This is a genomic window from Paenibacillus macquariensis (assembly GCF_900156375.1).
GTDB lineage: Bacteria > Bacillota > Bacilli > Paenibacillales > Paenibacillaceae > Paenibacillus_AQ > Paenibacillus_AQ macquariensis.
The window spans coordinates 1-20,971 of record NZ_FTNK01000007.1; the positions used below are offsets into that span (position 1 = coordinate 1).

The 20,971-nt window shown below is 39.6% G+C and carries 20 protein-coding genes; 4 read left to right on the plus strand and 16 right to left on the minus strand.

Features of this window, described 5'->3' with window-relative positions; all coding sequences use genetic code 11:
• The first annotated feature begins 127 nt into the window (after positions 1–127).
• Positions 128–301, plus strand: coding sequence for an IS3 family transposase (locus BW961_RS31930; protein ID WP_082867297.1), 174 nt, complete (start codon positions 128–130; stop codon positions 299–301).
• Between the two features lie 80 nt (positions 302–381).
• On the opposite strand, the gene BW961_RS13960 is transcribed toward BW961_RS31930, so the two are convergent.
• From BW961_RS13960 to BW961_RS14005, 10 genes are all read right to left on the minus strand, one after another.
• A complete protein-coding gene (locus tag BW961_RS13960; RefSeq protein WP_068587568.1) occupies positions 382–1,650 on the minus strand; it encodes an adenosylhomocysteinase in 1,269 nt (422 codons plus the stop codon).
• 21 nt (positions 1,651–1,671) lie between these two features.
• Positions 1,672–3,306, minus strand: a complete 1,635-nt coding sequence (gene bshC, locus BW961_RS13965) for a bacillithiol biosynthesis cysteine-adding enzyme BshC (RefSeq protein ID WP_068587569.1) — start codon at positions 3,304–3,306, stop codon at positions 1,672–1,674.
• 277 nt (positions 3,307–3,583) lie between these two features.
• Positions 3,584–4,522, minus strand: coding sequence for an ABC transporter ATP-binding protein (locus tag BW961_RS13970; protein ID WP_068587572.1), 939 nt, complete (start codon positions 4,520–4,522; stop codon positions 3,584–3,586).
• Positions 4,519–5,514, minus strand: a complete 996-nt coding sequence (locus tag BW961_RS13975) for an ABC transporter ATP-binding protein (RefSeq protein WP_068587573.1) — start codon at positions 5,512–5,514, stop codon at positions 4,519–4,521. Before BW961_RS13975 ends, BW961_RS13970 begins: the two co-directional genes overlap by 4 nt.
• 11 nt (positions 5,515–5,525) lie before the next feature.
• Positions 5,526–6,476: an ABC transporter permease gene (locus BW961_RS13980; protein ID WP_068587575.1), complete on the minus strand. Its 951-nt coding sequence runs from the start codon at positions 6,474–6,476 to the stop codon at positions 5,526–5,528.
• 3 nt (positions 6,477–6,479) lie between these two features.
• A complete protein-coding gene (locus BW961_RS13985; RefSeq protein WP_068587577.1) occupies positions 6,480–7,412 on the minus strand; it encodes an ABC transporter permease in 933 nt (310 codons plus the stop codon).
• A gap of 192 nt (positions 7,413–7,604) precedes the next feature.
• Positions 7,605–9,272, minus strand: coding sequence for a peptide ABC transporter substrate-binding protein (locus BW961_RS13990; RefSeq protein ID WP_068587578.1), 1,668 nt, complete (start codon positions 9,270–9,272; stop codon positions 7,605–7,607).
• Between the two features lie 156 nt (positions 9,273–9,428).
• The gene (locus tag BW961_RS13995) at positions 9,429–9,815 is read right to left on the minus strand and encodes a DUF3397 domain-containing protein (RefSeq protein WP_170878572.1); all 387 of its coding nucleotides are present in this window, start codon (positions 9,813–9,815) and stop codon (positions 9,429–9,431) included.
• A 4-nt stretch (positions 9,816–9,819) separates the two neighbouring features.
• Positions 9,820–10,803: a ketopantoate reductase family protein gene (locus BW961_RS14000; RefSeq protein ID WP_068587582.1), complete on the minus strand. Its 984-nt coding sequence runs from the start codon at positions 10,801–10,803 to the stop codon at positions 9,820–9,822.
• A 222-nt stretch (positions 10,804–11,025) separates the two neighbouring features.
• Positions 11,026–11,676: an RsfA family transcriptional regulator gene (locus BW961_RS14005; RefSeq protein ID WP_068587584.1), complete on the minus strand. Its 651-nt coding sequence runs from the start codon at positions 11,674–11,676 to the stop codon at positions 11,026–11,028.
• Between the two features lie 335 nt (positions 11,677–12,011).
• Here BW961_RS14005 and BW961_RS14010 point away from each other — a divergent pair, with 335 nt between their 5' ends.
• Together BW961_RS14010 and BW961_RS14015 are read left to right on the plus strand one after the other, a co-directional pair.
• Positions 12,012–12,248 (plus strand): DUF2626 family protein, encoded by a 237-nt coding sequence (locus BW961_RS14010; protein ID WP_068587586.1) that lies wholly within the window; start codon positions 12,012–12,014, stop codon positions 12,246–12,248.
• 172 nt (positions 12,249–12,420) lie between these two features.
• Positions 12,421–13,521 (plus strand): coiled-coil domain-containing protein, encoded by a 1,101-nt coding sequence (locus BW961_RS14015; RefSeq protein WP_244555958.1) that lies wholly within the window; start codon positions 12,421–12,423, stop codon positions 13,519–13,521.
• 28 nt (positions 13,522–13,549) lie between these two features.
• On the opposite strand, the gene BW961_RS14020 is transcribed toward BW961_RS14015, so the two are convergent.
• Both BW961_RS14020 and BW961_RS14025 read right to left on the minus strand, forming a co-directional pair.
• Positions 13,550–14,794, minus strand: coding sequence for an extracellular solute-binding protein (locus BW961_RS14020; RefSeq protein WP_068587588.1), 1,245 nt, complete (start codon positions 14,792–14,794; stop codon positions 13,550–13,552).
• Between the two features lie 197 nt (positions 14,795–14,991).
• Positions 14,992–16,323 (minus strand): PhoH family protein, encoded by a 1,332-nt coding sequence (locus BW961_RS14025; RefSeq protein WP_068587590.1) that lies wholly within the window; start codon positions 16,321–16,323, stop codon positions 14,992–14,994.
• A gap of 116 nt (positions 16,324–16,439) precedes the next feature.
• On the opposite strand from BW961_RS14025, the gene BW961_RS14030 reads away from it, so the two are divergent.
• Positions 16,440–16,997, plus strand: a complete 558-nt coding sequence (locus BW961_RS14030) for a YhcN/YlaJ family sporulation lipoprotein (RefSeq protein ID WP_068587592.1) — start codon at positions 16,440–16,442, stop codon at positions 16,995–16,997.
• A 24-nt stretch (positions 16,998–17,021) separates the two neighbouring features.
• On the opposite strand, the gene BW961_RS14035 is transcribed toward BW961_RS14030, so the two are convergent.
• The 4 genes from BW961_RS14035 to typA all read right to left on the minus strand — a co-directional run bounded on the left by BW961_RS14035 (position 17,022) and on the right by typA (position 20,879).
• Positions 17,022–17,474, minus strand: a complete 453-nt coding sequence (locus tag BW961_RS14035; RefSeq protein ID WP_068587594.1) for a pyridoxamine 5'-phosphate oxidase family protein — start codon at positions 17,472–17,474, stop codon at positions 17,022–17,024.
• 76 nt (positions 17,475–17,550) lie between these two features.
• Entirely contained in the window at positions 17,551–18,636 is a 1,086-nt protein-coding gene (locus BW961_RS14040) for an LCP family protein (protein ID WP_068587596.1), read from the minus strand.
• Between the two features lie 65 nt (positions 18,637–18,701).
• Positions 18,702–18,992 carry a YlaH-like family protein gene (locus BW961_RS14045; RefSeq protein ID WP_068587598.1) on the minus strand — a complete coding sequence of 97 codons (291 nt, stop codon included), beginning with the start codon at positions 18,990–18,992 and terminating at the stop codon, positions 18,702–18,704.
• 48 nt (positions 18,993–19,040) lie between these two features.
• The gene (gene typA, locus BW961_RS14050; protein ID WP_068587601.1) at positions 19,041–20,879 is read right to left on the minus strand and encodes a translational GTPase TypA; all 1,839 of its coding nucleotides are present in this window, start codon (positions 20,877–20,879) and stop codon (positions 19,041–19,043) included.
• Between the last annotated feature and the right edge of the window lie 92 nt (positions 20,880–20,971).

Genomic DNA, 20,971 nt, shown 5'->3' on the forward strand with positions numbered 1-20,971 from the left:
CAAAGGTGTTCTACTGCATAGTGACCAAGGATTCCAGTATACATCCCGCCAATATAGTCAGCTGCTCAAACGATACAGCATCCAAGCCAGCATGTCCCGGAAAGGAAACTGTTGGGACAATGCATGTATGGAGAACTTCTTCAGTCATTTTAAAGCAGAGTGCTTCTACCTTCATGTTTTTCATTCTGTAAAGCAGGTCGAACACGCCGTTAAGCAGTACATCCATTTCTACAACCATGAACGCTTTCAAAAGAAACTAAACAACCTGAGCCCCTACGAATACAGGACTCAGGCTGCTTAAATATTGCTTTTTGTTAATTGTCTACTTGACAGGGGTCACTTCATATTATGGGAGGCCTGCTAAATTATCCAAATATATATTTAGTGCACATTCCAACTATCTAAATAAGCAACTTGTTCTGCACTCAAGGAATCTAGATCAATCCCTAGACTTTCAAGCTTGAATCGTGCCACTTGTTCATCGATCTCATAAGGTACATTAAGAACTTGTTTACCCAATTTCTCATAATTATCATTCACATATTTCAGAGACATGGCCTGTAATGCGAACGTCATATCCATAATTTCTGCCGGATGACCGTCACCCGCCCCTAAATTCACTAGACGTCCTTCAGCGATTAGGTACATTTTACGGCCATCTTTGAATTGATATTCTTCAATATTCTTACGAACAGTCCGAACAGAACTCGAACGGATAAGAAGCTCAGGTTTGTTCACTTCAACATCGAAATGCCCAGCATTTGAAAGAATAGCTCCATCCTTCATAACATCATAATGTTCACCTGTAATAACAGATTTATTTCCAGTCACAGTTATAAAGAAGTCTCCAAGCTTCGCTGCTTCGACCATAGGCATAACTTGGAATCCATCCATATGCGCCTCAACAGCACGAATAGGATTAACCTCAGTAACGATTACGTTCGCACCCAAACCTTTGGCACGCATCGCAACCCCTTTACCACACCATCCATATCCTACAACTACGACATTTTTACCTGCTACAACCAAGTTCGTTGTCCGATTGATTGCATCAAATACCGATTGACCCGTACCATAGCGATTATCAAATAGATGCTTACAGTACGCATCATTTACAGCAACCATAGGCAACTTCAACATTTGATCCTTCTCCATTGCCTTCAGACGGATAATCCCTGTCGTTGTCTCTTCTGCGCCTCCACGAATGTTGACAAGCAGGTCAGGACGTTCTGTATGTAGAATCGTTACAAGGTCCCCACCGTCATCAATGATAAGATCAGGCTTCGTCTCTAACAAGCGAATCAGCATTTCTTTATATTCCTCAGGCTCTGGATTATGCTTCGCTAATACAGTAACACCATCTTCCACCAATGCAGCGCACACATCATCTTGTGTAGAGAGTGGATTACTTCCAGCAATAGTAACTTCAGCTCCACCCGCTTTTACCACTTTTGCTAGATAAGCTGTTTTTGCTTCTAGATGAAGAGAAATCGCCACTTTTAATCCTTTAAAAGGTTGTTCCGCTTCAAATTGTGCACGAATCCGATTTAACACAGGCATATGAGCTTCTACCCAATCAATCTTCAAGTGACCTTCAGGAGCTAACTTCATATCTCTAACGATACTGTTCTCAATAGACTTAGAATTCATTATGATCCTCCTTATGTGTACCTACAATAAAATGACACGATGATCTTCTGAATAGTCACCTGTCTTCTCTAAGATATCTTCGATCAAAGACAGACCATATCGATTCATATAATGATATACATTGAAGACTCTCTCCTGCGGTTTACCCATTGGAAACAACAACGTACCTATGCGATCCCATTGACGAAGTGTTGCTTCGTGTTGTTGTTCAAGTGCATCCTTAGCTTTACCTTCTAAATAAGCGATCTGGTCGGTAATCTTGTTCTTGTTACTCTGACCCAATGTATACAATCCCGTCTGTAAGTTACCTAGTTGTTCAATTAATGGATCATACAATTGTTCGAAAGCTTCCCTTGTCGTGGTGAACAACTTATCAATCTGTAAGGAGTCTTGTGCGGACAGCCATTGTTCCCGACGCTCTTGTAAACGATATTGTACATCTTGAAATGAAAGTCCATATTTCTCCATATATTTCTGCTGTGTATCCTCAATAAGAGTGAAAGACATCCTAGGTAACAATATAGGCATCTTAGCATCCATGATTTCAAAAGCTTGTCGTGTAATGGCCCAGTAAGCTATTTCTCCTTGGCCTAACACGCATGCAAGAACCGGAAGCAAAGAATCCTGCATAATTGGACGAGTCAGTACATTATTACTGAAACGTTCTGGATGCATCTCCAACATTTCCAATAGTTGTTCTTTCGTGAATGAAACTAACCCTTTACGGTCCATAAATTTACCGTCTTGTTTCGCTAAGAGCAGTCTATTTCCTTCATGAATATAAAATAGGTTAGCACCGTCATCGGCAACATCTGCCTGCAACCCATAACCTAATGATGTAATCTGATCAGCCGAGGCGCGATATGCCTGGCCTAAATCATCGTTGCGCTCAATCATAGACGCAAAAACAGGCGATTCTAGCTTCCTCAATCTGGCATCGCTTGAGTCCAATAGCACCAATCCATACTTTCCAAATATATCGCCCATTAACTTAGCAAAGGCATCACTTAAATTGTCGGAAGTATCAGCTGATTGCTGAATCTTAGTGAGAATATCAGCTTTTACATCACTATCTGGTAACGTATCTGAGAGTGATTGTATAGCACGATCCCACTCATCGGAAGATATAGCGCTATAACTTACAGATGAACGCTGTGATGAATACTTATCCATCTTAATCTTAGACACCTGCTGTGGATCCCCTGAGAGGAAATAAGTATGATTGACCTCATCCCAGTCATGATCTTCACCCGCAATCCAGAATACAGGTACTACAGGTCTATTCAAGCGTTTCTCAGCTTCCTTCGCTGTTTGTATAATCGTGATTGCTTTATACACAACAAGCATAGAACCGGTAAACAATCCACTTTGCTGTCCACCCGTCACAACCAATGTTTCAGGCTTCTCTAACATATAAAGGGATGTATGTACTGCATCATGAGAATTGAACTTCCCATTATAATCTTTCAATATCTCTACCAAGGCATGGCGGTTTACCCGTCTGTCTTCTGTATCATCCAACCACTGCATTCGATCCATCCACGTCTGATCGTGGTGGTGATCTTCACCGTATAGGGGAGAAACTTTCTCATAATGATGAATATAATCATCTGCCAAAGATGAGCCGCTTTGTAGTGGCTCAGAAACAACTTTCATCGGGTATACCTCCTATTCTTGCACTATAAAATTCATCAAGTAGAAACGGCTTCTCTGTCCTAATAAGGACGGTATCCGTTTCAGCGAGAAATATATGATTAAGCATAAGATGAAACCTATACTTCTTATATTTCAATAATATCTAAAATTCTTTCTTGATTGTAACTAATATGATGGTTACAGTCAAAGAAACTTCTGAACACTTTGTCTCACTTACAGAAGTACAAAAAGACCGCCGGGTTCGCCGGCGGTATAAATATTCCCATTGAACTATCAATCAAGCATAAGGTGTTGCGACCCAATGTCCTTTAGATACTTCAACTAATTTGGATTCTGATAAATTGAATTTACTTCCTCCGTTTGATCCATTAGCAGAATGGATAGGTCCATCAAGCTCATCTGGCATGATAATCCGCTTCTTATTCGCCTCAATCTCTGGATCAGCAATTGGAATAGCTGATAGGAGAGACTTCGTATATGGATGAATAGGGTTATTGTACAATTCATCACTCTCAGCCAATTCAACCATTTTCCCAAGATACATAACAGCCACACGATCACTAATGTGCTTAACCATAGATAGATCATGAGCAATAAATAGATACGTCAAGCCCAAGCGATCCTGTAAATCTTTCAGTAGATTTACAACCTGTGCCTGAATAGATACGTCAAGCGCGGAAATAGGTTCATCACATATAATAAACTTCGGATTAACCGCAAGAGCTCGGGCAATCCCGATACGCTGACGCTGACCACCGGAGAATTCATGCGGATAACGAGTTGCATGATCGGAGTTCAGACCAACCATATCAAGTAACTCTTCGATCTTCTTCTTACGTTCTTTACGGCTATCCGTTAACTTGTGGATATCAAATGCTTCACCAATAATGTCAGAGACCGTGAACCGTGGGTTCAGAGAAGCATATGGATCTTGGAATATCATCTGCATATCGCGACGCATAGCTTTCATTTTGTTAGGTGGTAATTTATAAATATCTGTCCCACCAAAATTAACACTACCTGCTGTAGGTTCGTATAATCGAAGAATCGTACGGCCTGCAGTAGACTTACCACAACCAGACTCTCCTACCATACCTAATGTTTCGCCTTCACGAATAGAGAAACTAATGTCATCAACAGCCTTCAAGATTTTACCCTTACCTACATTGAAATACTTCTTCAAGCCATTGACTTGAATTAATGGTTGTTGACTCATGATGATTCACCCTCCCGAGCCATAGGATGTAGATTCCAACAGCGTGCCATGTGCGACTCAGTAAATACAGTCTCATCTGGACTAACACTTTCACAAATCTTCATTGCTTCATCACAACGGGCACAGAATGAACAGCCTAGTGGAGGTTTAATGAGATCTGGAGGCGTTCCGATAATCGGAATTAATGGCTCATCTTTTTTCTGATCCAGACGAGGCATGGAACGCAAAAGCCCCTTCGTATATGGATGTTGAGGGTTTTTGAATATTTCCATGACCGTGCCAGTCTCTACCACTTCACCAGCATACATTACGATTACCTTGTCACACATACCTGCTACTACCCCAAGATCATGTGTAATTAGAATGATCGATGTTCCCAAACGTTGCTGCATTTCCTTCATAACATCCAAGATCTGAGCCTGAATCGTTACATCCAAAGCCGTTGTAGGCTCATCCGCAATTAGAAGTGCAGGACGACAGGCTAGCGCAATCGCGATCATAACGCGCTGGCGCATACCACCAGAGAATTCATGTGGATATTGATCAAAGCGCGCTTCCGCATTTTTGATACCCACAAGTTTCAACATTTCGATCCCTTGTACTTTAGCTTCAGCCTTAGACATTTTTTGATGCTTAATCATGACTTCCGTAATCTGTTTCCCCACTTTAATGGTGGGATTCAAGGAAGACATTGGATCTTGAAATATCATACCTATATCTTTACCACGAATGGCTTCCATCTGCTTATTAGTTTTATTTAATAGGTTCTCACCCTTGAAGATGATTTCACCTTGTTTAATACGCGAAGGCGGCGAAGGAATCAGGCGCATGATCGTTTGAGCGGTAACACTTTTACCACTACCAGATTCTCCAACGATCGCTACTGTCTCACCCTCACCAATCTCAAAGTTCATTCCGCGAACAGCCTGAACTTCTCCGCCTTTTACGTGAAATGATACGTGTAAGTCTTTCACTTGTAAAATTGGCTCCATGGTGCCACCTCCTATTTTTTCAATTTGGGATCTAGTGCGTCACGAAGACCATCACCAAAAATATTAAAACAAAGCATGATCAAACTGATCAAAATTGCAGGGAACAACATGCGCCAAGGATAGTACATCCATCCGGTAAGAGCATCACTGATCATCGAACCTAAAGAAGCTACCGGTGCTTGTACACCAAGACCCAAGAAGCTTAAAAATGCTTCTGAGAAAATAGCACTCGGAACAGATAAGGTCAATGTGACGATGATCGGACCAACCGCATTAGGAAGTAAATGACGGAATATAAGACGAGCATTACCAGCACCCATAGAACGAGAAGCTAGTACGAACTCACGATTTTTAAGCTGAATCATCTCGCCTCGTACGATCCAAGACATATTAATCCATCCGGTAATCGTTAATGCAAGAATAATCGTTCCTAGACTTGGTTCAAGTACAACCAGCAAGAGAATCGTTACTAGCAAATACGGAATAGAATAAAGAATTTCAGAGAATTTATTCATAATTTCATCAACGCGACCACCGAAGAACCCCATTGTTCCCCCATAAATTACGCCAATGATAAGGTCAATTAGAGCAGCTGCTAGACCAACTATAAGTGAGATTCTAGCTCCCATCCATGTACGAACAAACATATCACGTCCCAATTCATCTGTACCAAACCAGTGAATAGAAGAAGGAGGCTGATTCGTATTCACCAGATCATTCGTGTAATGGTTGAAATCAGAAATCAGTGGTCCAAAAATAGATGCAATAATAATAAGGGCCAATATTATAAGAGCAGTCATGGCAATTTTGTTCTCACGAAGTCTTTGCCAAGCGTCTCTCCATGCTGACAAGCTTTCTCTTTGGATCACCTCTGAGTTTTTCTCATCGGTGCCAATCTTCCGAAAGTCTTCAGACGTCAATATAACATGATCTTGAGATGTCTTTGTCTGATTAATAGCCAACAGTTAGCCCTCCTTTCCACCGGATAGTTTAATACGTGGGTCAATCATAACGTAGGCGATATCGGTTAGGAATCTAGCCACCATCAGAATTACACCATAAAAAATAGTAACACCCATGATTAACGTATAATCACGGTTTGTGATCGATTCAACGAACACTTTTCCTATACCACCAATACCAAAGACTTGTTCAATTACAACAGAACCCGTAATAATGTTAGCAGTCATAGGACCCACGTATGTCACGACAGGCAGAATTCCGTTACGAATAACATGCCTAAACATAATAGTCAACCAGTTTAGCCCTTTTGCTTTCGCTGTCTTGATATAATCAGCATGTAACACTTCAAGCATACTTGATCTCGTTAGACGAGCGATAAATGCAATCGGTTGCGCAGATAATGCCATAACAGGTAGGACATAGTCTAACGGCTTATCAAAGCCCAGAACATTAAACCAACCGGCTTTTTCAGCTAAATAATATTGAAGTAAGGAAGCGAGCACAAAGCTGGGTACAGCCATACCAAGTACAGCTAATATCATGGCGACATTATCAATTAACTTTCGATGATAAAGGGCCGCAAGCATCCCGAGCAGAACCCCGACCACCACAGCTATGACAATGGCTACAAGACCAAGCTTCAACGATGTTTGGAACGTGTCCGATATAATTTTGGTAACATCCTGATTCAATTTCTTCATGGATATCCCAAAATCCCCTGTAGCAATGTCACCCAAATACTTGAAATACTGTACATACAACGGCTTGTCTAGCCCATATTGCTCCATGAGACGAGCTTTCATTTCAGCTGATACCTTTTTCTCGGCCTGAAAAGGATCACCCGGAATGGCTTTCATAAGAAAGAATGTTGCAGATATCAATATAAGTAACGAAATAAGCATATAGAAAAATTTATTGGCAACATAACGTACCATTCCATTCACACCTCCATATAAGAGTCCTACAACACGAAAATAATTTTAATATAAAACAAGGATTTTATCTAATCACTATATTTTCATAATAATGAAATCCTTGGATAGTTCATGGCAAGATAAAAAAATCGGGATATATATGGGCTATCCACATATACATCCCGAAGTGACCATTAGACTTCAAATATGACTCTACTCGAAGTATGCACGTGAAAAGTCAATTGCACCGTTATAATTAACGGAAATACCTTTAACATTTTCTTTAGTCAGCGACACATTGCTGTAATAGTAAATCGGCAAAAGAACCTGTTCATCTTGAATCAGAATTTTTTCTGCTGCTGCCATTTTTTCCATACGAACAGCGTTATCTTGGGATACTAGTGTATCTTTAACCAATTTGTCATACTCAGCGTTACTAAATCCGCTATCGTTATTACCACTACCTGTTTTCCAAAGATCCATGAAGTTCATTGGATCATTATAGTCAGCACTCCAGCCCGCGCGAGCAACTTGGTAATTCAAGTTTTGACGAGTCTCTAAGAAGACACCCCACTCAAGGTTTTCAGTCTTCACTTCTACGCCAAGATTGTTTTTCCACATGTCAGCAATTGCCAAAGCAATTTTCTTGTGACTTTCACTGGAGTTATAGATCAATGTGATTTCTGGCAACGTAGTGTAGCCTTCTTCAGCCATACCTTCAGCTAGCAGTTTCTTAGCTTCTTCCACGTTTTCAGTGAAGAAATTATCTTTGTATTCGGTACGGAATTCATCTTTAACACCTTTAATTCCTGGTGCTACGAAACCAAATGCAGGAATTTGTCCACCAAGTGTTACCTTATCAACGATATCTTGACGGCTCATAGCCATTGAGAATGCTTTACGGATCTTCACATTATCAAATGGTTTTGCCGTTACGTTAAATTCATAGTAATACGTACCTGCCGTACCTTTTTTAGAGAATTCTTTAGGTAATTGCTTCTCCATAGTAGGAATAGAATCAGAAGGAATTTCACCGTTAGGCGCACCCGCGAAATCTAGTTGTCCACTCTTATAACTGGAAAGTTCAGAAGCACCACTTGCTACCAAGGAAGCTTCAATCTTACTTAATTTAATATTTGATTTGTCCCAATATTTATCATTTTTAGTGAATTCGAGTTTTTGACCTGTCGTCCAATTTGATAAATTAAATGCACCATTTGTGATCATAGACTTATAGTCTGTCGCCCAAGCGGCATTATTCTGAACTGAACCGTGAACAGGATAAAACGTATAGAAGGATGTTAGACCCAAGAAGTAAGGCGTTGGGTTTTCTAATGTTACTTCTAATGTGTATTCATCAGTAGCTTTAATACCTACTTTAGAGAAGTCTGTAACTTTTTTAGCATTATAAGCCATTGCATTCTTGATGTAACCTAGTTGGTAAGCATAGGGAGCAGCTGGTACTGTTGTAGGGTCAAGAACACGTTGCCAAGCAAACACGAAGTCATTAGCTGTTACAGGATCTCCATTACTCCAGACTGCATCTTTACGAAGATTAAATTTATACTGCAATCCGTCTGGGGATATTTCCCATGATTCGGCAGCTGCCGGAACTTCTTTACCAGCATCATCTACACGTACTAAACCTTCATACATTAGTTTTAGTGCCGTGTTAGCTTGACTATCCTGAGCTTGTCCTGGGTCAAATGTTGGTGGTTCAGCACTCATGTTAATGTGAAGTACTTGTTCCTTTGCTTCTGCTGGTTTTCCAGCGCCGTTTGATGCTCCATCTTCTCTGTTGTTGTTACTGCCGCAAGCCGCGAGTACAGTACTAACAATCAAGATAAGTGCAAGCATACTTAGCAAACGTTTCTTGTTCATCTGATGTTTCCCCCTAGTTGTGTGTGGTATTAGGTTATTGTTATTGATTATACAACCAGTGGTCAAAAAAATCTACAAAACAATTGATGAATTGTTGTATTTTTCTGAAAAAACATCGGATTTTCCATAATTTTCATTGTTTTGTGTGACATTACATTACATCGACTTAAATATGTATCTAAATAATCCAATTATTGCAAATAAAATATAGCTACATGTCATAATTGCGAACGCCATTCTCCACACTGCTCGAAGCATTCTTGTTACATCTACCTTTCCTTTCATCCGATTCTGTGCTCCACCGATCATCCCTACTGCAATTAAAAGGAATAACAAAATAAGATAAAACCCAAATTTCAAATCAAATATATTATTGAATAGTGCTGATACAGACACAATTAGAAATACCGTAGTAACATCCATTGCCATCAACAAGGCATCACGTTTATTATCCTTCCACTTGAGGTAAATAAAAAACACTAATATAAATGGAAAAAATGGAAGAATACTAAACATGATAAAAGAATTACGTAGTAAGTCCAACATTCTATCCCTCCTTTGTACTCATTCCTTGTATTAACTCCACCATAGACTTGTGATACGTAGCAACTAGGCCTTTCTTATCAGCTAGAGTTACGATACTCCCATTAATCCATTTCACTTCCGTTGGATTATCTTCAAGTATATCCTGTAACATAGAAGAGGTGTTTGCAGAAGTGGATACACATATGCTCATAATCTGATCCCACAAATTATGATCCCAATATATTCCGCACGCATCATATACTGCAGTACCTTCTAAGAAGAGGTTTCTCATCATATCCACTCTTGCTTGCGTTGCCAGCAATTCTCCATTATGTATTCGCCACAGAGCAGTTAACGGATTTATACATGCGTTAATTAATAATTTACGATAAATCTGGTTAACGATTTTATTCGACAAATCACTTGCAAATCCTGCTTTTCTAAGCTCATATATCAAACTATTCTCACTTTCTCTTCGATTCTGATCCTCCTTCTGAAATTTCTCATCTGTTACTTGACCAAAGTTAGTTACACCCCGACCCGCATGGAACACCTTGTTGTAAGATACTCTTTTGGCTCCTTCCGTTGTGATTGCTGAATAGATATGCCATTGGGGTAATAATGAGTGTAATAGCTCAATATGACCCGTTCCATTCTGGAAACAAATCATTCCGTGGGTCGCCTTCAGAGTGCTCTTGTCCATCTTTGCGAGCAATTGTGAGCCTATGTATGCTACATCTTTTTGCTTCGTCATAAGAAATATCCACTCAGCAGGATCTCTCTTCCACCCTTCCGTGAAATGATCCAATACATCTGCCTCTATTTGTATAGGATCTACAGAAGATGCATCCAAATTCTCCACACTAGTCATATGTAGACCTTCCGTTCTTAAGGAAAGAACTTGATCCATACTTCGGCACCAAATACGAACTTGATTCCCTTCAGATGCTAACTTCCCACCATAGAGTAGACCTAATGAACCTCCACCAATAATATCAATTCTCATTGCCTATCCCCATTCCATGATCTGTTCGCTTCCCGCCTATTATAGCATTAGGAAGGAACTACAAAATACCCCGTACAGATTGTCATAGACGACTTCTGTACGGGGTATTTTGTTAGATAAGAATTGCTATATAGATTGAACTAAAGTTTCCGCTCACTAATTCAATCATTTCCTAAAGAAGATCATGAATATGAGGCTTCATCTTTAGTTCGATCTATATAGTTAATCGATACGTTCCAGATTCCCATTAGCGTCCATTTTGAATCTAGATTTACTTTCTTCCTCTTCTTCATTCAAGAAGGCCAAGCGTCTTGCGCGGTCCATGATCTGAATCAATGCCTTGTAGTCATCATTCACAACCCGATAATCCGTCTGAACCTCATTAACTTGTTTGGACAATCTCTCATTAATGAGGCGTAAGTGTTCTACTTCTTCATCCTTCTCACGAAGTTCTTTCTCAAGCATTTTTAACTGTCTGGTATTTTCCTGAACAGTTCCCTTCCACTGCCTTAAGAATCGAATGACCGCTTCCATAGATAGTGTTTCTTCGCTTATACCTTCAACCTTATAGTAATTACTGTCTTCTTCCACTTTCATTAAGCTTGCAACCTGTAATCCCACTACGGAAGGCTGCTTCTTGTAGTAACTACGCTTCTGACGCTGCGCTTTAGCAATACTAATCGCTTCGTCATACTTTTTACGGACACAACTGTTCCATCGAAATCCGCAGGCTGCTGAAGTTCTCCCGATTTTTTCACCAACTTCTTCAAATGCAGACAACTGCGTACCGCCATCACGAATATGGCGCAAAGTTACTTCTGCCAAAATAAGATCATCATCTACACTCCATGCGTCCTGTCTTACGGCTGTCATGCAACCAAACCCTCCTAACAACGTCCTAAAATAACCATCTTCTTAACCAGATTTATCCGGCAATGCATGAGGTATAAAAGCTGCTTAATTCATTTCTATGCCTCTCATAGAGTTCATAGAATCTATTTGATACTATTTTGTATTACCAATTTATTGAACAGCCATACACAGGCAACCAGAATCCATGTAGAATAATCAAATGTTATACAAATTCTTCTATAACAATAGTCACAAAATTTGAAAAAATTTACGTTTCATCATTTACACATATTTCCGAAACCGCTATAATGGAGCATATATAAGGTTGACCGTACATATGGAAGGGGATATGATTTGTGGGACGCATGTTTCGAGTTCTAGGTTTTTTCACATTAGCAATCGGACTTATGGCATTTGCCGGTGATTTGGTTGAAATGGCGTTATTGTTTTTTCTTCAGACCGCCTTTTTTGTAATCTTGGGCTATTTAAAATTCACGGAGAGAACCTATGTGCTTCTCTTTTGGGCCTACATGATTGTGACCTTTACAGGATTTAGCTATTGGACTGTATTTGTAATGGATATGCCAGTCTAAGTTTTATTAGTTACACAAGAGAACGATTCTTTGGTCCTTTTATGGACAAAAGGATCGTTTTTTGGTGAATTTTGAATTCATTAACACTAGAGTCTGTTAAAATACAAGTTATAATAACTAAAATGAATGACATATACATATAGTTACAAATACACAAGGGAGGGGAATACGCTTGAAAGGATCAAAAAGTCGATTCATTATTTTGTGTATGCTTTTAACCTTACTTCTATACTCTTCACTCCACCCTCATGGAATAATCTATGCAGACCCTGTTGTGCCACCGGATGAAGAGACTCGCCAAATGCTTGAGAAAAGTCTATCTATTGTGGAAATAGACAGTGAAATCGAGCGTATCAGTCAACGTCAAACAGAAATGGCGATGGAACAAGAAGAATTAAAAATAGAACTTCTTCAGAAGCGTAATCAAATCAAAGACAAACAAGATCGTGCAGGAGCCATTGTACGTTCTTATTACATGGGTGAACGAGATTTTCTATACTCAGGTTTTCTTTCTGTCAAAAATATAAGTGGACTTCTCATCATCTATGGCTATTATGAAATCATCATGAATAATGATAAAGATATTCTAAATACATATCAGTCAGAATATGCCAATTTAGAAATAATGCAAAAAAAAATAGCCCGAAATTCTGTTGAACTTGAGGAAATGAAGAACAATTTGATAAAGCAGCGAGAACGAGTGCTCGCTCTTCAGCAATCAGTAGATGGCAGTCTCCAAACCAGCAGTGATCCAGAGGCTATGCAAAAGATGATGAATGAATTCACGCTATATTGGGAAAACGTAGGGTTATACGAGGTCAAACGCCATTTCAGAGCACTTTCTTCGGCTATGAAAGATTTACCTGAATTTGTTCAGAATACAAAAGGCATTATTCAAGCGAAAGGTTCAACTTACACCATTAATATTACAGAAGATCAATTAAATACATTTCTTCGTTCCAAAGATGATCTATTTAATAACTTTTCTTTTCATTTCGACGATGATGTAATCTCTGCTTCTGGACAAAGTGGTGAGGTATCCATCAGGATAGAGGGGAGATATAGTATTGTTAACGATCCCGAGAATGGGATTATGTTCCATGTATCCAAGTTAATATTTAACAAATTAGAACTACCTGATACGACCTGTCGTGCACTTGAAGAAGAATTTGATCTAGGTTTTTATCCACACAAACTCATATCTTTTGTCAAAGCAACCGAAGTGAAAACTTCTAAAAACCTCTTAAACATCACATTGAAATTATCTATGTAGCTCAAGCAATGATCAGTCCTTATCTAATCTACTTTATCACCTTTGTTTCCTTACCTAACATTGCCTCTTTAAATTGACTAACTTTTATTACACCTGTAAGCAATTGATTAACATGAATGGCTAGTTCTTTCAATTCATTGTTGGTTAATTGCTTAGAATGATTTTCCTCGCTGTTTAGCTCATGTAATACATCTAACCGGAATGGTATATCAAAAGAATCCGTTATAGGGTTCTCGTAAATTGCACTCAAAGAAGGCAATCGATTTGTCTCGTTGAACCATTCCTCTTGATTGGAATAGGTTGTCATATAAGCAATCCATTCTGACGCCTGTTCTGTCAATGAAGACTGTGAAGATACCCCAAATGAACGACTCCGCAAAAATGATGGTGATTTACCATAGAAATGTTCAGGAAAATCAACTCCTAATCCATCATTCCATGTCACGGTTTCTGAGTACGGGGCAAGGTACATTAACATGTCACCATCCATGAAGGATTGCAACGCTTGCTGTTTATTGTTTGTATTCACAAGATACATATACGGGAGCGCCTGCTCAATCCACGTTAGTTGATGATCCTCTGGTTGTAAAATATCCCCGCTCATCCTACCAATCAAAGCAGCTAGCGCATACGGTTGGTCTGATTCAATACCAAGCAGAAGTTTCCCCTTTCTTTCCATTTGTATATTTAACAACTTAATCCATTGTTCATTCGTGCTTGGAGATACCCTTATCCCCTTATTATTTAACAACTCCGACTGCCATACTAACACATAAGGATTCATATCAAACGGTGTAGCCCATTGATAACCATTCCACTCGACTAAATCAAGTAATGAACGTAAGACATTACTTCCAGGAGTACTTTTACGGTAAGATTCAACAGGCAGCAAATAACCCTTGGCAGCAAAGGTCTTAACCCATTCACTTTCCATTAATAGAACATCCGGGCTTTCTCTTATCGCCAAAGATTTAGAAACCTCATCATACGCATTACCTTCAGGCATATTAGTAAGTTCAGCTTGAATCCCTGTTTCTTTAACAAAACGTTTATTCATAATTTCAAGCTTATTAAAGTCATCTATACTCAATTGTACCGAGATTGTAATAGGTTGATCACTAGATTCCTTATTTTGCAAATCCAAAGATTCGGGACTAGATGTATTATTCTTATTATTCTTTGAATTTCTCTGTGTGAAATCAAGACTTGGAGACAAACTTGTTAAAGATAGCAGTAGAATCGCAAATAGTAACCAGTAATTCTTCCGTTTCATTGTCTCCATCTCCTTCTCACAACCATATACCCTTATTTTAGCAAATATATAGTGACTTTGTCCTACCTTTATTTTATATTTTTACTAAAAAACGCAAATGGAACTAGTCCCTTAGGTCAATACAGACCCTTGAGGGATAGTTCCATTAAGAATATACACATGAAATATGGACTAGCTTATTTCTCGGGAAATATAACCTATAATAAATCTGCTGCGAGTTGTGCTAACTTAGAGCGTTCTCCCTTTTCCAACGTAATATGACCACTGATCTTCTCTTCTTTGAACCGTTCCACAAGATAGCTTAATCCGTTACTGGTGGCATCTAGATAAGGATGATCGATCTGTTCAGGGTCGCCCATCAATATAACCTTGCTTCCTTCCCCTGCACGAGAAACAATGGTCTTAACCTCGTGCCTAGATAGGTTCTGCGCTTCATCTATAATGATAAATTGGGCAGGTATGGATCGACCTCTAATATACGTGAGTGCCTCCACTTGAATACTACCTAGACCCATTAATATTTTGTCAATGTCACCTGATCGTTTCGTTTCAAATAAAAATTCTAAATTATCATAAATGGGCTGCATCCATGGTCTTAGCTTCTCATCCTTCTCCCCTGGAAGGTAACCAATATCTTTTCCCATTGGCACTACAGGGCGAGCAATGAGTAGTTTTTTATATTTATGTTCATCCTCCACCTTAGAAAGACCGGCAGCTAATGCAACTAACGTCTTACCTGTACCCGCCTTTCCCGTAATAGTGACTAATGGAATATCATCGTTGAGAAGTAATTCCAAAGCCATACGTTGCTGAGCATTACGGGCACTCAGTCCCCAGACCGGTTCATTACTCAAATAGAGTGGTTCAAGCCGAGTGCATTCAGCATTCACTTTAAGAAGAGCCGATTTACCACTACCCATTTCATCCTTTAGAATCACGAACTCGTGAGAATATAGTGGATAGGTTAACTGAAGCGTGTTGATGGGTAGGAAGCGATAGCTATAAAATTCATCAATGATCGATGGGTGGACTTTGATGTTTAAGTAACCCGTATAAAGATCGCTTACACTCGCTGTCCGATCCGTGAGATAATCCTCTGCAATTAATCCCAGTACATCCGCCTTAATCCGAACTAATACATCTTTACTAACAATCACTACGGAGGAAGGTTCTACTTTTTCCTCTTCTTCCAATTGGTAGTTCAGTGCAACGGCCAGTATTCGATTATCATTGTTTAATTCTCCGAACATCTCCTGCACTTTAAGAAAACTACGATGATTCAGTTCTACCTTCAGACTCCCACCATTTTGCAAATTTACACCACTATGCAAATGTCCATGCTCTCTAAGTCCATCAAGTAGCCTCGATACGGTACGTGCGTTGCGTCCGATTTCATCTGCATTACGCTTTTTGGAATCAATCTCTTCTAGAACAACAGCCGGTATGATCACTTGATGTTCATCGAAGGTAAAGATTGAATTGGGATCGTGTAGCAGTACATTAGTATCCAATACGTAAATTTTCTTCATCGTAACCCCTCCAAAGCGCATTTATAATGGATACATAAATTTGTCCGTCCAGGACATGATAAAGGTACGTATTAAAGATTCAGCAATGACTATTTCCGTGAAAGGACGGATGACATATGCGATTATGTCTATGCTTTCTGTTAACCATGTCTCTATTGACAAGTTGTGGTACTGCTAATAAGAATGCATCACCCTCTCCTCAGAATCAAAACACGAACACCCTGTCTATTAAATCTAATGCGAATACGGGTGTAAAAGACCAATCCGTGAAAAGTCATTTGGAGGCTTTAGCAGAAAGAGTACCAGGTGTTAAAAAAGCCCATTGCGTCGTTATAGGAAACACCGCTGTTGTTGGTATCGACGTAGAAGGTAGTTTGACCCGCTCACGCGTAGGTACAATTAAATATTCGGTTGCTGAAGCACTTTCACATGATCCTCGCGGATTGAAATCGTTAGTTACCGCTGACATGGATTTGTCTCATCGTATCGCCGAAATTGGTAACCACATTCGACAAGGACACCCCGTTTCTGGATTCACTTCAGAACTCGCAGATATTATGGGAAGAATTGTCCCTCAATTGCCTGAGGACGTCAAAACTCAACAAAATTCACCCGCCACTAAATCAACTAAATCCACACAAAAATCTCATCCATCTTCACATAACCAAAAATAATAAAAAAAGCCTAGTGATTGCTCACTAGGCTTTTTGCATGGCAGAAAATACTTGTCCGTCCAGCTTCTCTGAAGCACGCTGGTCATAGGTTTTAATATATTGAGGGGCAGAAGAGAGCTGTGCACCATAAAACAATGCATTTCGCACGGCTTCTATACTGATGTCGAAACAGCACAATTTAAAGGGAATGTTAGGTAACAGATCTAATGCTATTGCTGCTCTACCATTCATAGCATGTACCGTCCCTTCCCCAAACACAGTGATAGTCACCAAGGGATTACTCTTGATGTTCTCAACTAACCGAGAGCGATGATCAATCGCAATCCGTAATGTGGAGGCATTTAACGCATAAACCCATGATATAGCACTGGACGTAGGTCCTCCAGTCTCTGCATCGACGGTGCTCAGCAAAACAAATGTTTCAGACTTCAATTGCGCTAATAAAGTCTCTGTCATTTGTGTGACGGTTCCGGACATAGAACCATACCTCCTATACGCTTCAATTCATTATATTCTATTATATTATACCACAGGATAAAAATTGCATCCAAGTTTACGGATTTGTATCATTTGTGCTCTGATCCAATGTTTCTATAGACTTACCTGCAAGTTCATTCATTAATGCTTGTTTGGCGTTATCCAATTCGTCATCGTTAATATAAACGAATGGGCTCTTCCATTCTCCAGTCACTGGAACAAACTTCACATTAGATTTAGATATATTCCAATAGGTAGCAATGATGTTCTTGAGTTGAGTCTTCTCGAGATCCGTCTCCATGTTATCTTTGACGGCATCAAGTACACTACCAATCTTGGTCGCACCACTGAAGGTTTGCATCTGATCAATTAACGCGTGAAGCACTTCGCTTTGACGCTCATTTCGACTGAAATCGTCAGACTCCTTCGTTCTAGGCTTACACCCAGGTCCAGAATGACGATATCTGACATAACCTAGTGCATCTTCACCCTTCAGTTCAGCAGGACCCTTCTTAAGATCAATATCAGTCCCATCTGCTGTATCCTTATAACACATATCCATACTTATATTAACGTCAACACCACCCAGTGCATCAACAACGTCACTGAATCCTTGGAAATTAATAACTGTAACGTAATCAATCGGTAAACCCAAATACTTAGTAAACATCTGCTTCATTTCATCCTGAGCCGTAATACCAGACCTTTTCTCCGCTTCCAGAAAAGTAGGATAATAAGCGTTAGCTTTCCTCACCTTATATCCGTCCAAATCAATTCTTGTATCCCTTGGAATCGAAACGACCGTAGCCGATTTCGTATCCGGATTAAAAGTCGCCACCATCATAACATCTGTCAGATGAGTTCCTGTCTTCGGACGATAATCCGTTCCTAGAAGAAGCATCGTAATCGGTTTAACTTTGGCAGAGGCTTCAGGCGCTACTGGAGTGTCAACACCTGTATTAAGAATGGTATCATCCACCTTGAGTGCCAACCAGCCTACATAACCAGCAACAGCCAAAATAACCACAATAATGACAATTAATATAAATTTCAAAAAAGATTTAAAAGGACTTTTCTTCTTTTTCTTCTTCTGTGGCAATCTCGGTTGTTTGACTACTCCACCACGATTTCTGGGAGGAAGGTGAGAATTACTGGGACTCATGTTGAACACCTTTTTCATTATTATTAGTTAAAAAAAATTACCCCATTAAGGGGTAATATTCACACTTACTTCGCAGAGGGATCAGCATTCTTCTTCTGCCTACCCTCTACGAAATAGCGAATACGTACCAGGAGCATCAATCCAACGGCCACTAACAGACATTGAATGATCGGTAGCTTATCATGTTGAAAAATGAGAAGCATACCGGAACCCATTGCCATCAACATGTACAATATTATCTCCTTCAACAAAGGTAACTTCTGATGTACACGAAATACTTTGTTGTAAACATAAGTGATTAGTACAAAGATAACAATATAAGCAACAAGAGGATGTTCTGCAAACCATACCTGCATGTAAGTTTCACTCCCTTCATAATGGGGCACTTAACTTAAATATTAATATTAATTTGAATTTGCCATTTTACGGTTTTTATCAGCGCGTTCACGTTCACTCTTATTCAATATCTTCTTGCGCATACGAATTGATTTAGGAGTGATCTCACATAACTCATCCTCATTCAAGTATTCCAAAGCTTGTTCCATAGAGAAGATAATTGGTGTTTTCATTTTCACCGTATCTTCTTTATTCGCAGAACGAATGTTATTCACAGCTTTTTCTTTACATACGTTAACGACGATATCACTATCACGTGTGTGCTCACCAACGATCATACCTTCATAAATCTCAGTACCTGGTTCCACGAATAGCGTACCACGATCTTCAATACCAATCATAGCATATAATGTGGAGCTTCCGTTCTCACTAGAAACCAATACACCTTTACTACGTCCACCAACTTGACCAGATACAAGAGGACCATAGCTATCAAAAGCATGGTTCATGACACCATATCCACGAGTTAGTGTAAGGAATTGAGTACGGTATCCGATAAGTCCACGAGCTGGAATTAGGAATTCCAAACGCACGTTACCTGAACCTGTATTGATCATATTAGCCATTTCTGCTTTACGTTGGCCAAGACTCTCCATAACAGCTCCCATACTCTCTTCAGGAACATCAATCATTAGACGTTCAATCGGCTCGCTCTTCTTCCCGTCAATTTCTCTTACGATAACGGAAGGTTTAGAAACCTGTAATTCAAATCCTTCACGACGCATGTTCTCGATTAGAATCGTAAGGTGAAGTTCACCACGACCTGAAACGATAAATGCTTCCGGTGTTTCAGTATCATCTACTCTTAAACTAACATCTGTTTCTAATTCTTTATATAGACGTTCACGTAATTTACGGGAAGTAACCCATTTACCTTCACGACCAGCAAAAGGACTGTTGTTTACAACAAAAGTCATTTGTAGTGTAGGCTCATCAATTTTAAGAACAGGCAATGCTTCTGGATTATTTGGATCTGCAATTGTTTCTCCGATGTTAATATCTTTAATACCGGCAATTGCAACAATATCTCCTGCCCCTGCTTCTTCAATCTCAATACGTTTCAATCCTTGGAATCCAAACAATTTCTCAATGCGAGCAGTTTTACTTGTTCCATCACGCATAATAACTGTTACGGATTGTCCTTGTTTGATAATACCGCGATTGATACGACCGATCGCAATACGACCCATATATTCGTTATAATCCATCAACGTTACTAAGAATTGAAGAGGCTCATCCATTTTCTCAGTTGGTGCTGGAATATGTTCAAGAATCGTTTCATACAAAGCAAGCATCGTTTCGTCTTGTTTCTCTGGAACCATACTTGATGTACCGTTCAACGCAGATGCATACACAACTGGGAAATTCAACTGCTCATCAGTTGCGCCAAGTTCAATAAACAAGTCCAATACTTCGTCAATAACTTCTTCAGGACGAGCTGCTGGACGGTCAATTTTATTGACAACAACAATTGGAGTTACATTGGATTCGAGTGCTTTACGCAATACGAATTTAGTCTGTGGCATACAACCTTCGTACGCATCAACTACCAACAATACGCCATCAACCATTTTCATAATACGTTCTACTTCTCCACCAAAGTCGGCGTGACCAGGTGTATCCATAATGTTAATTGTGAAATCTTTATACGTAATTGCCGTATTTTTAGCTAGAATGGTAATTCCGCGTTCACGTTCCAAATCATTGGAATCCATTGCGCGCTCTTGCACTTGTTCGTTCTCACGGAAAATCCCCGATTGCTGTAGTAATTGGTCGACTAGTGTCGTTTTACCGTGGTCAACGTGGGCTATAATCGCAATATTGCGAATCTGATCTCTTGATTGCATGGTTTATATCCATATCCCTTCATTCTTAGGTCTCTAATTCATTATACAACGTGTCTCACAAAAGAAGCGCCAGGCGATAATGCCGACGCTTC

Coding starts and splice junctions, on each gene's coding strand:
- BW961_RS31930 (WP_082867297.1), top strand. CDS start 128: ATGGAGAACTTCTTCAGTCATTTTAAAGCAGAGTGCTTCTACCTTCAT.
- BW961_RS13960 (WP_068587568.1), bottom strand. CDS start 1,650: ATGAATTCTAAGTCTATTGAGAACAGTATCGTTAGAGATATGAAGTTA.
- bshC (WP_068587569.1), bottom strand. CDS start 3,306: ATGAAAGTTGTTTCTGAGCCACTACAAAGCGGCTCATCTTTGGCAGAT.
- BW961_RS13970 (WP_068587572.1), bottom strand. CDS start 4,522: ATGAGTCAACAACCATTAATTCAAGTCAATGGCTTGAAGAAGTATTTC.
- BW961_RS13975 (WP_068587573.1), bottom strand. CDS start 5,514: ATGGAGCCAATTTTACAAGTGAAAGACTTACACGTATCATTTCACGTA.
- BW961_RS13985 (WP_068587577.1), bottom strand. CDS start 7,412: ATGGTACGTTATGTTGCCAATAAATTTTTCTATATGCTTATTTCGTTA.
- BW961_RS13990 (WP_068587578.1), bottom strand. CDS start 9,272: ATGAACAAGAAACGTTTGCTAAGTATGCTTGCACTTATCTTGATTGTT.
- BW961_RS14000 (WP_068587582.1), bottom strand. CDS start 10,803: ATGAGAATTGATATTATTGGTGGAGGTTCATTAGGTCTACTCTATGGT.
- BW961_RS14005 (WP_068587584.1), bottom strand. CDS start 11,676: ATGACAGCCGTAAGACAGGACGCATGGAGTGTAGATGATGATCTTATT.
- BW961_RS14020 (WP_068587588.1), bottom strand. CDS start 14,794: ATGAAACGGAAGAATTACTGGTTACTATTTGCGATTCTACTGCTATCT.
- BW961_RS14025 (WP_068587590.1), bottom strand. CDS start 16,323: ATGAAGAAAATTTACGTATTGGATACTAATGTACTGCTACACGATCCC.
- BW961_RS14030 (WP_068587592.1), top strand. CDS start 16,440: ATGCGATTATGTCTATGCTTTCTGTTAACCATGTCTCTATTGACAAGT.
- BW961_RS14035 (WP_068587594.1), bottom strand. CDS start 17,474: ATGTCCGGAACCGTCACACAAATGACAGAGACTTTATTAGCGCAATTG.
- BW961_RS14040 (WP_068587596.1), bottom strand. CDS start 18,636: ATGAGTCCCAGTAATTCTCACCTTCCTCCCAGAAATCGTGGTGGAGTA.
- BW961_RS14045 (WP_068587598.1), bottom strand. CDS start 18,992: ATGCAGGTATGGTTTGCAGAACATCCTCTTGTTGCTTATATTGTTATC.
- typA (WP_068587601.1), bottom strand. CDS start 20,879: ATGCAATCAAGAGATCAGATTCGCAATATTGCGATTATAGCCCACGTT.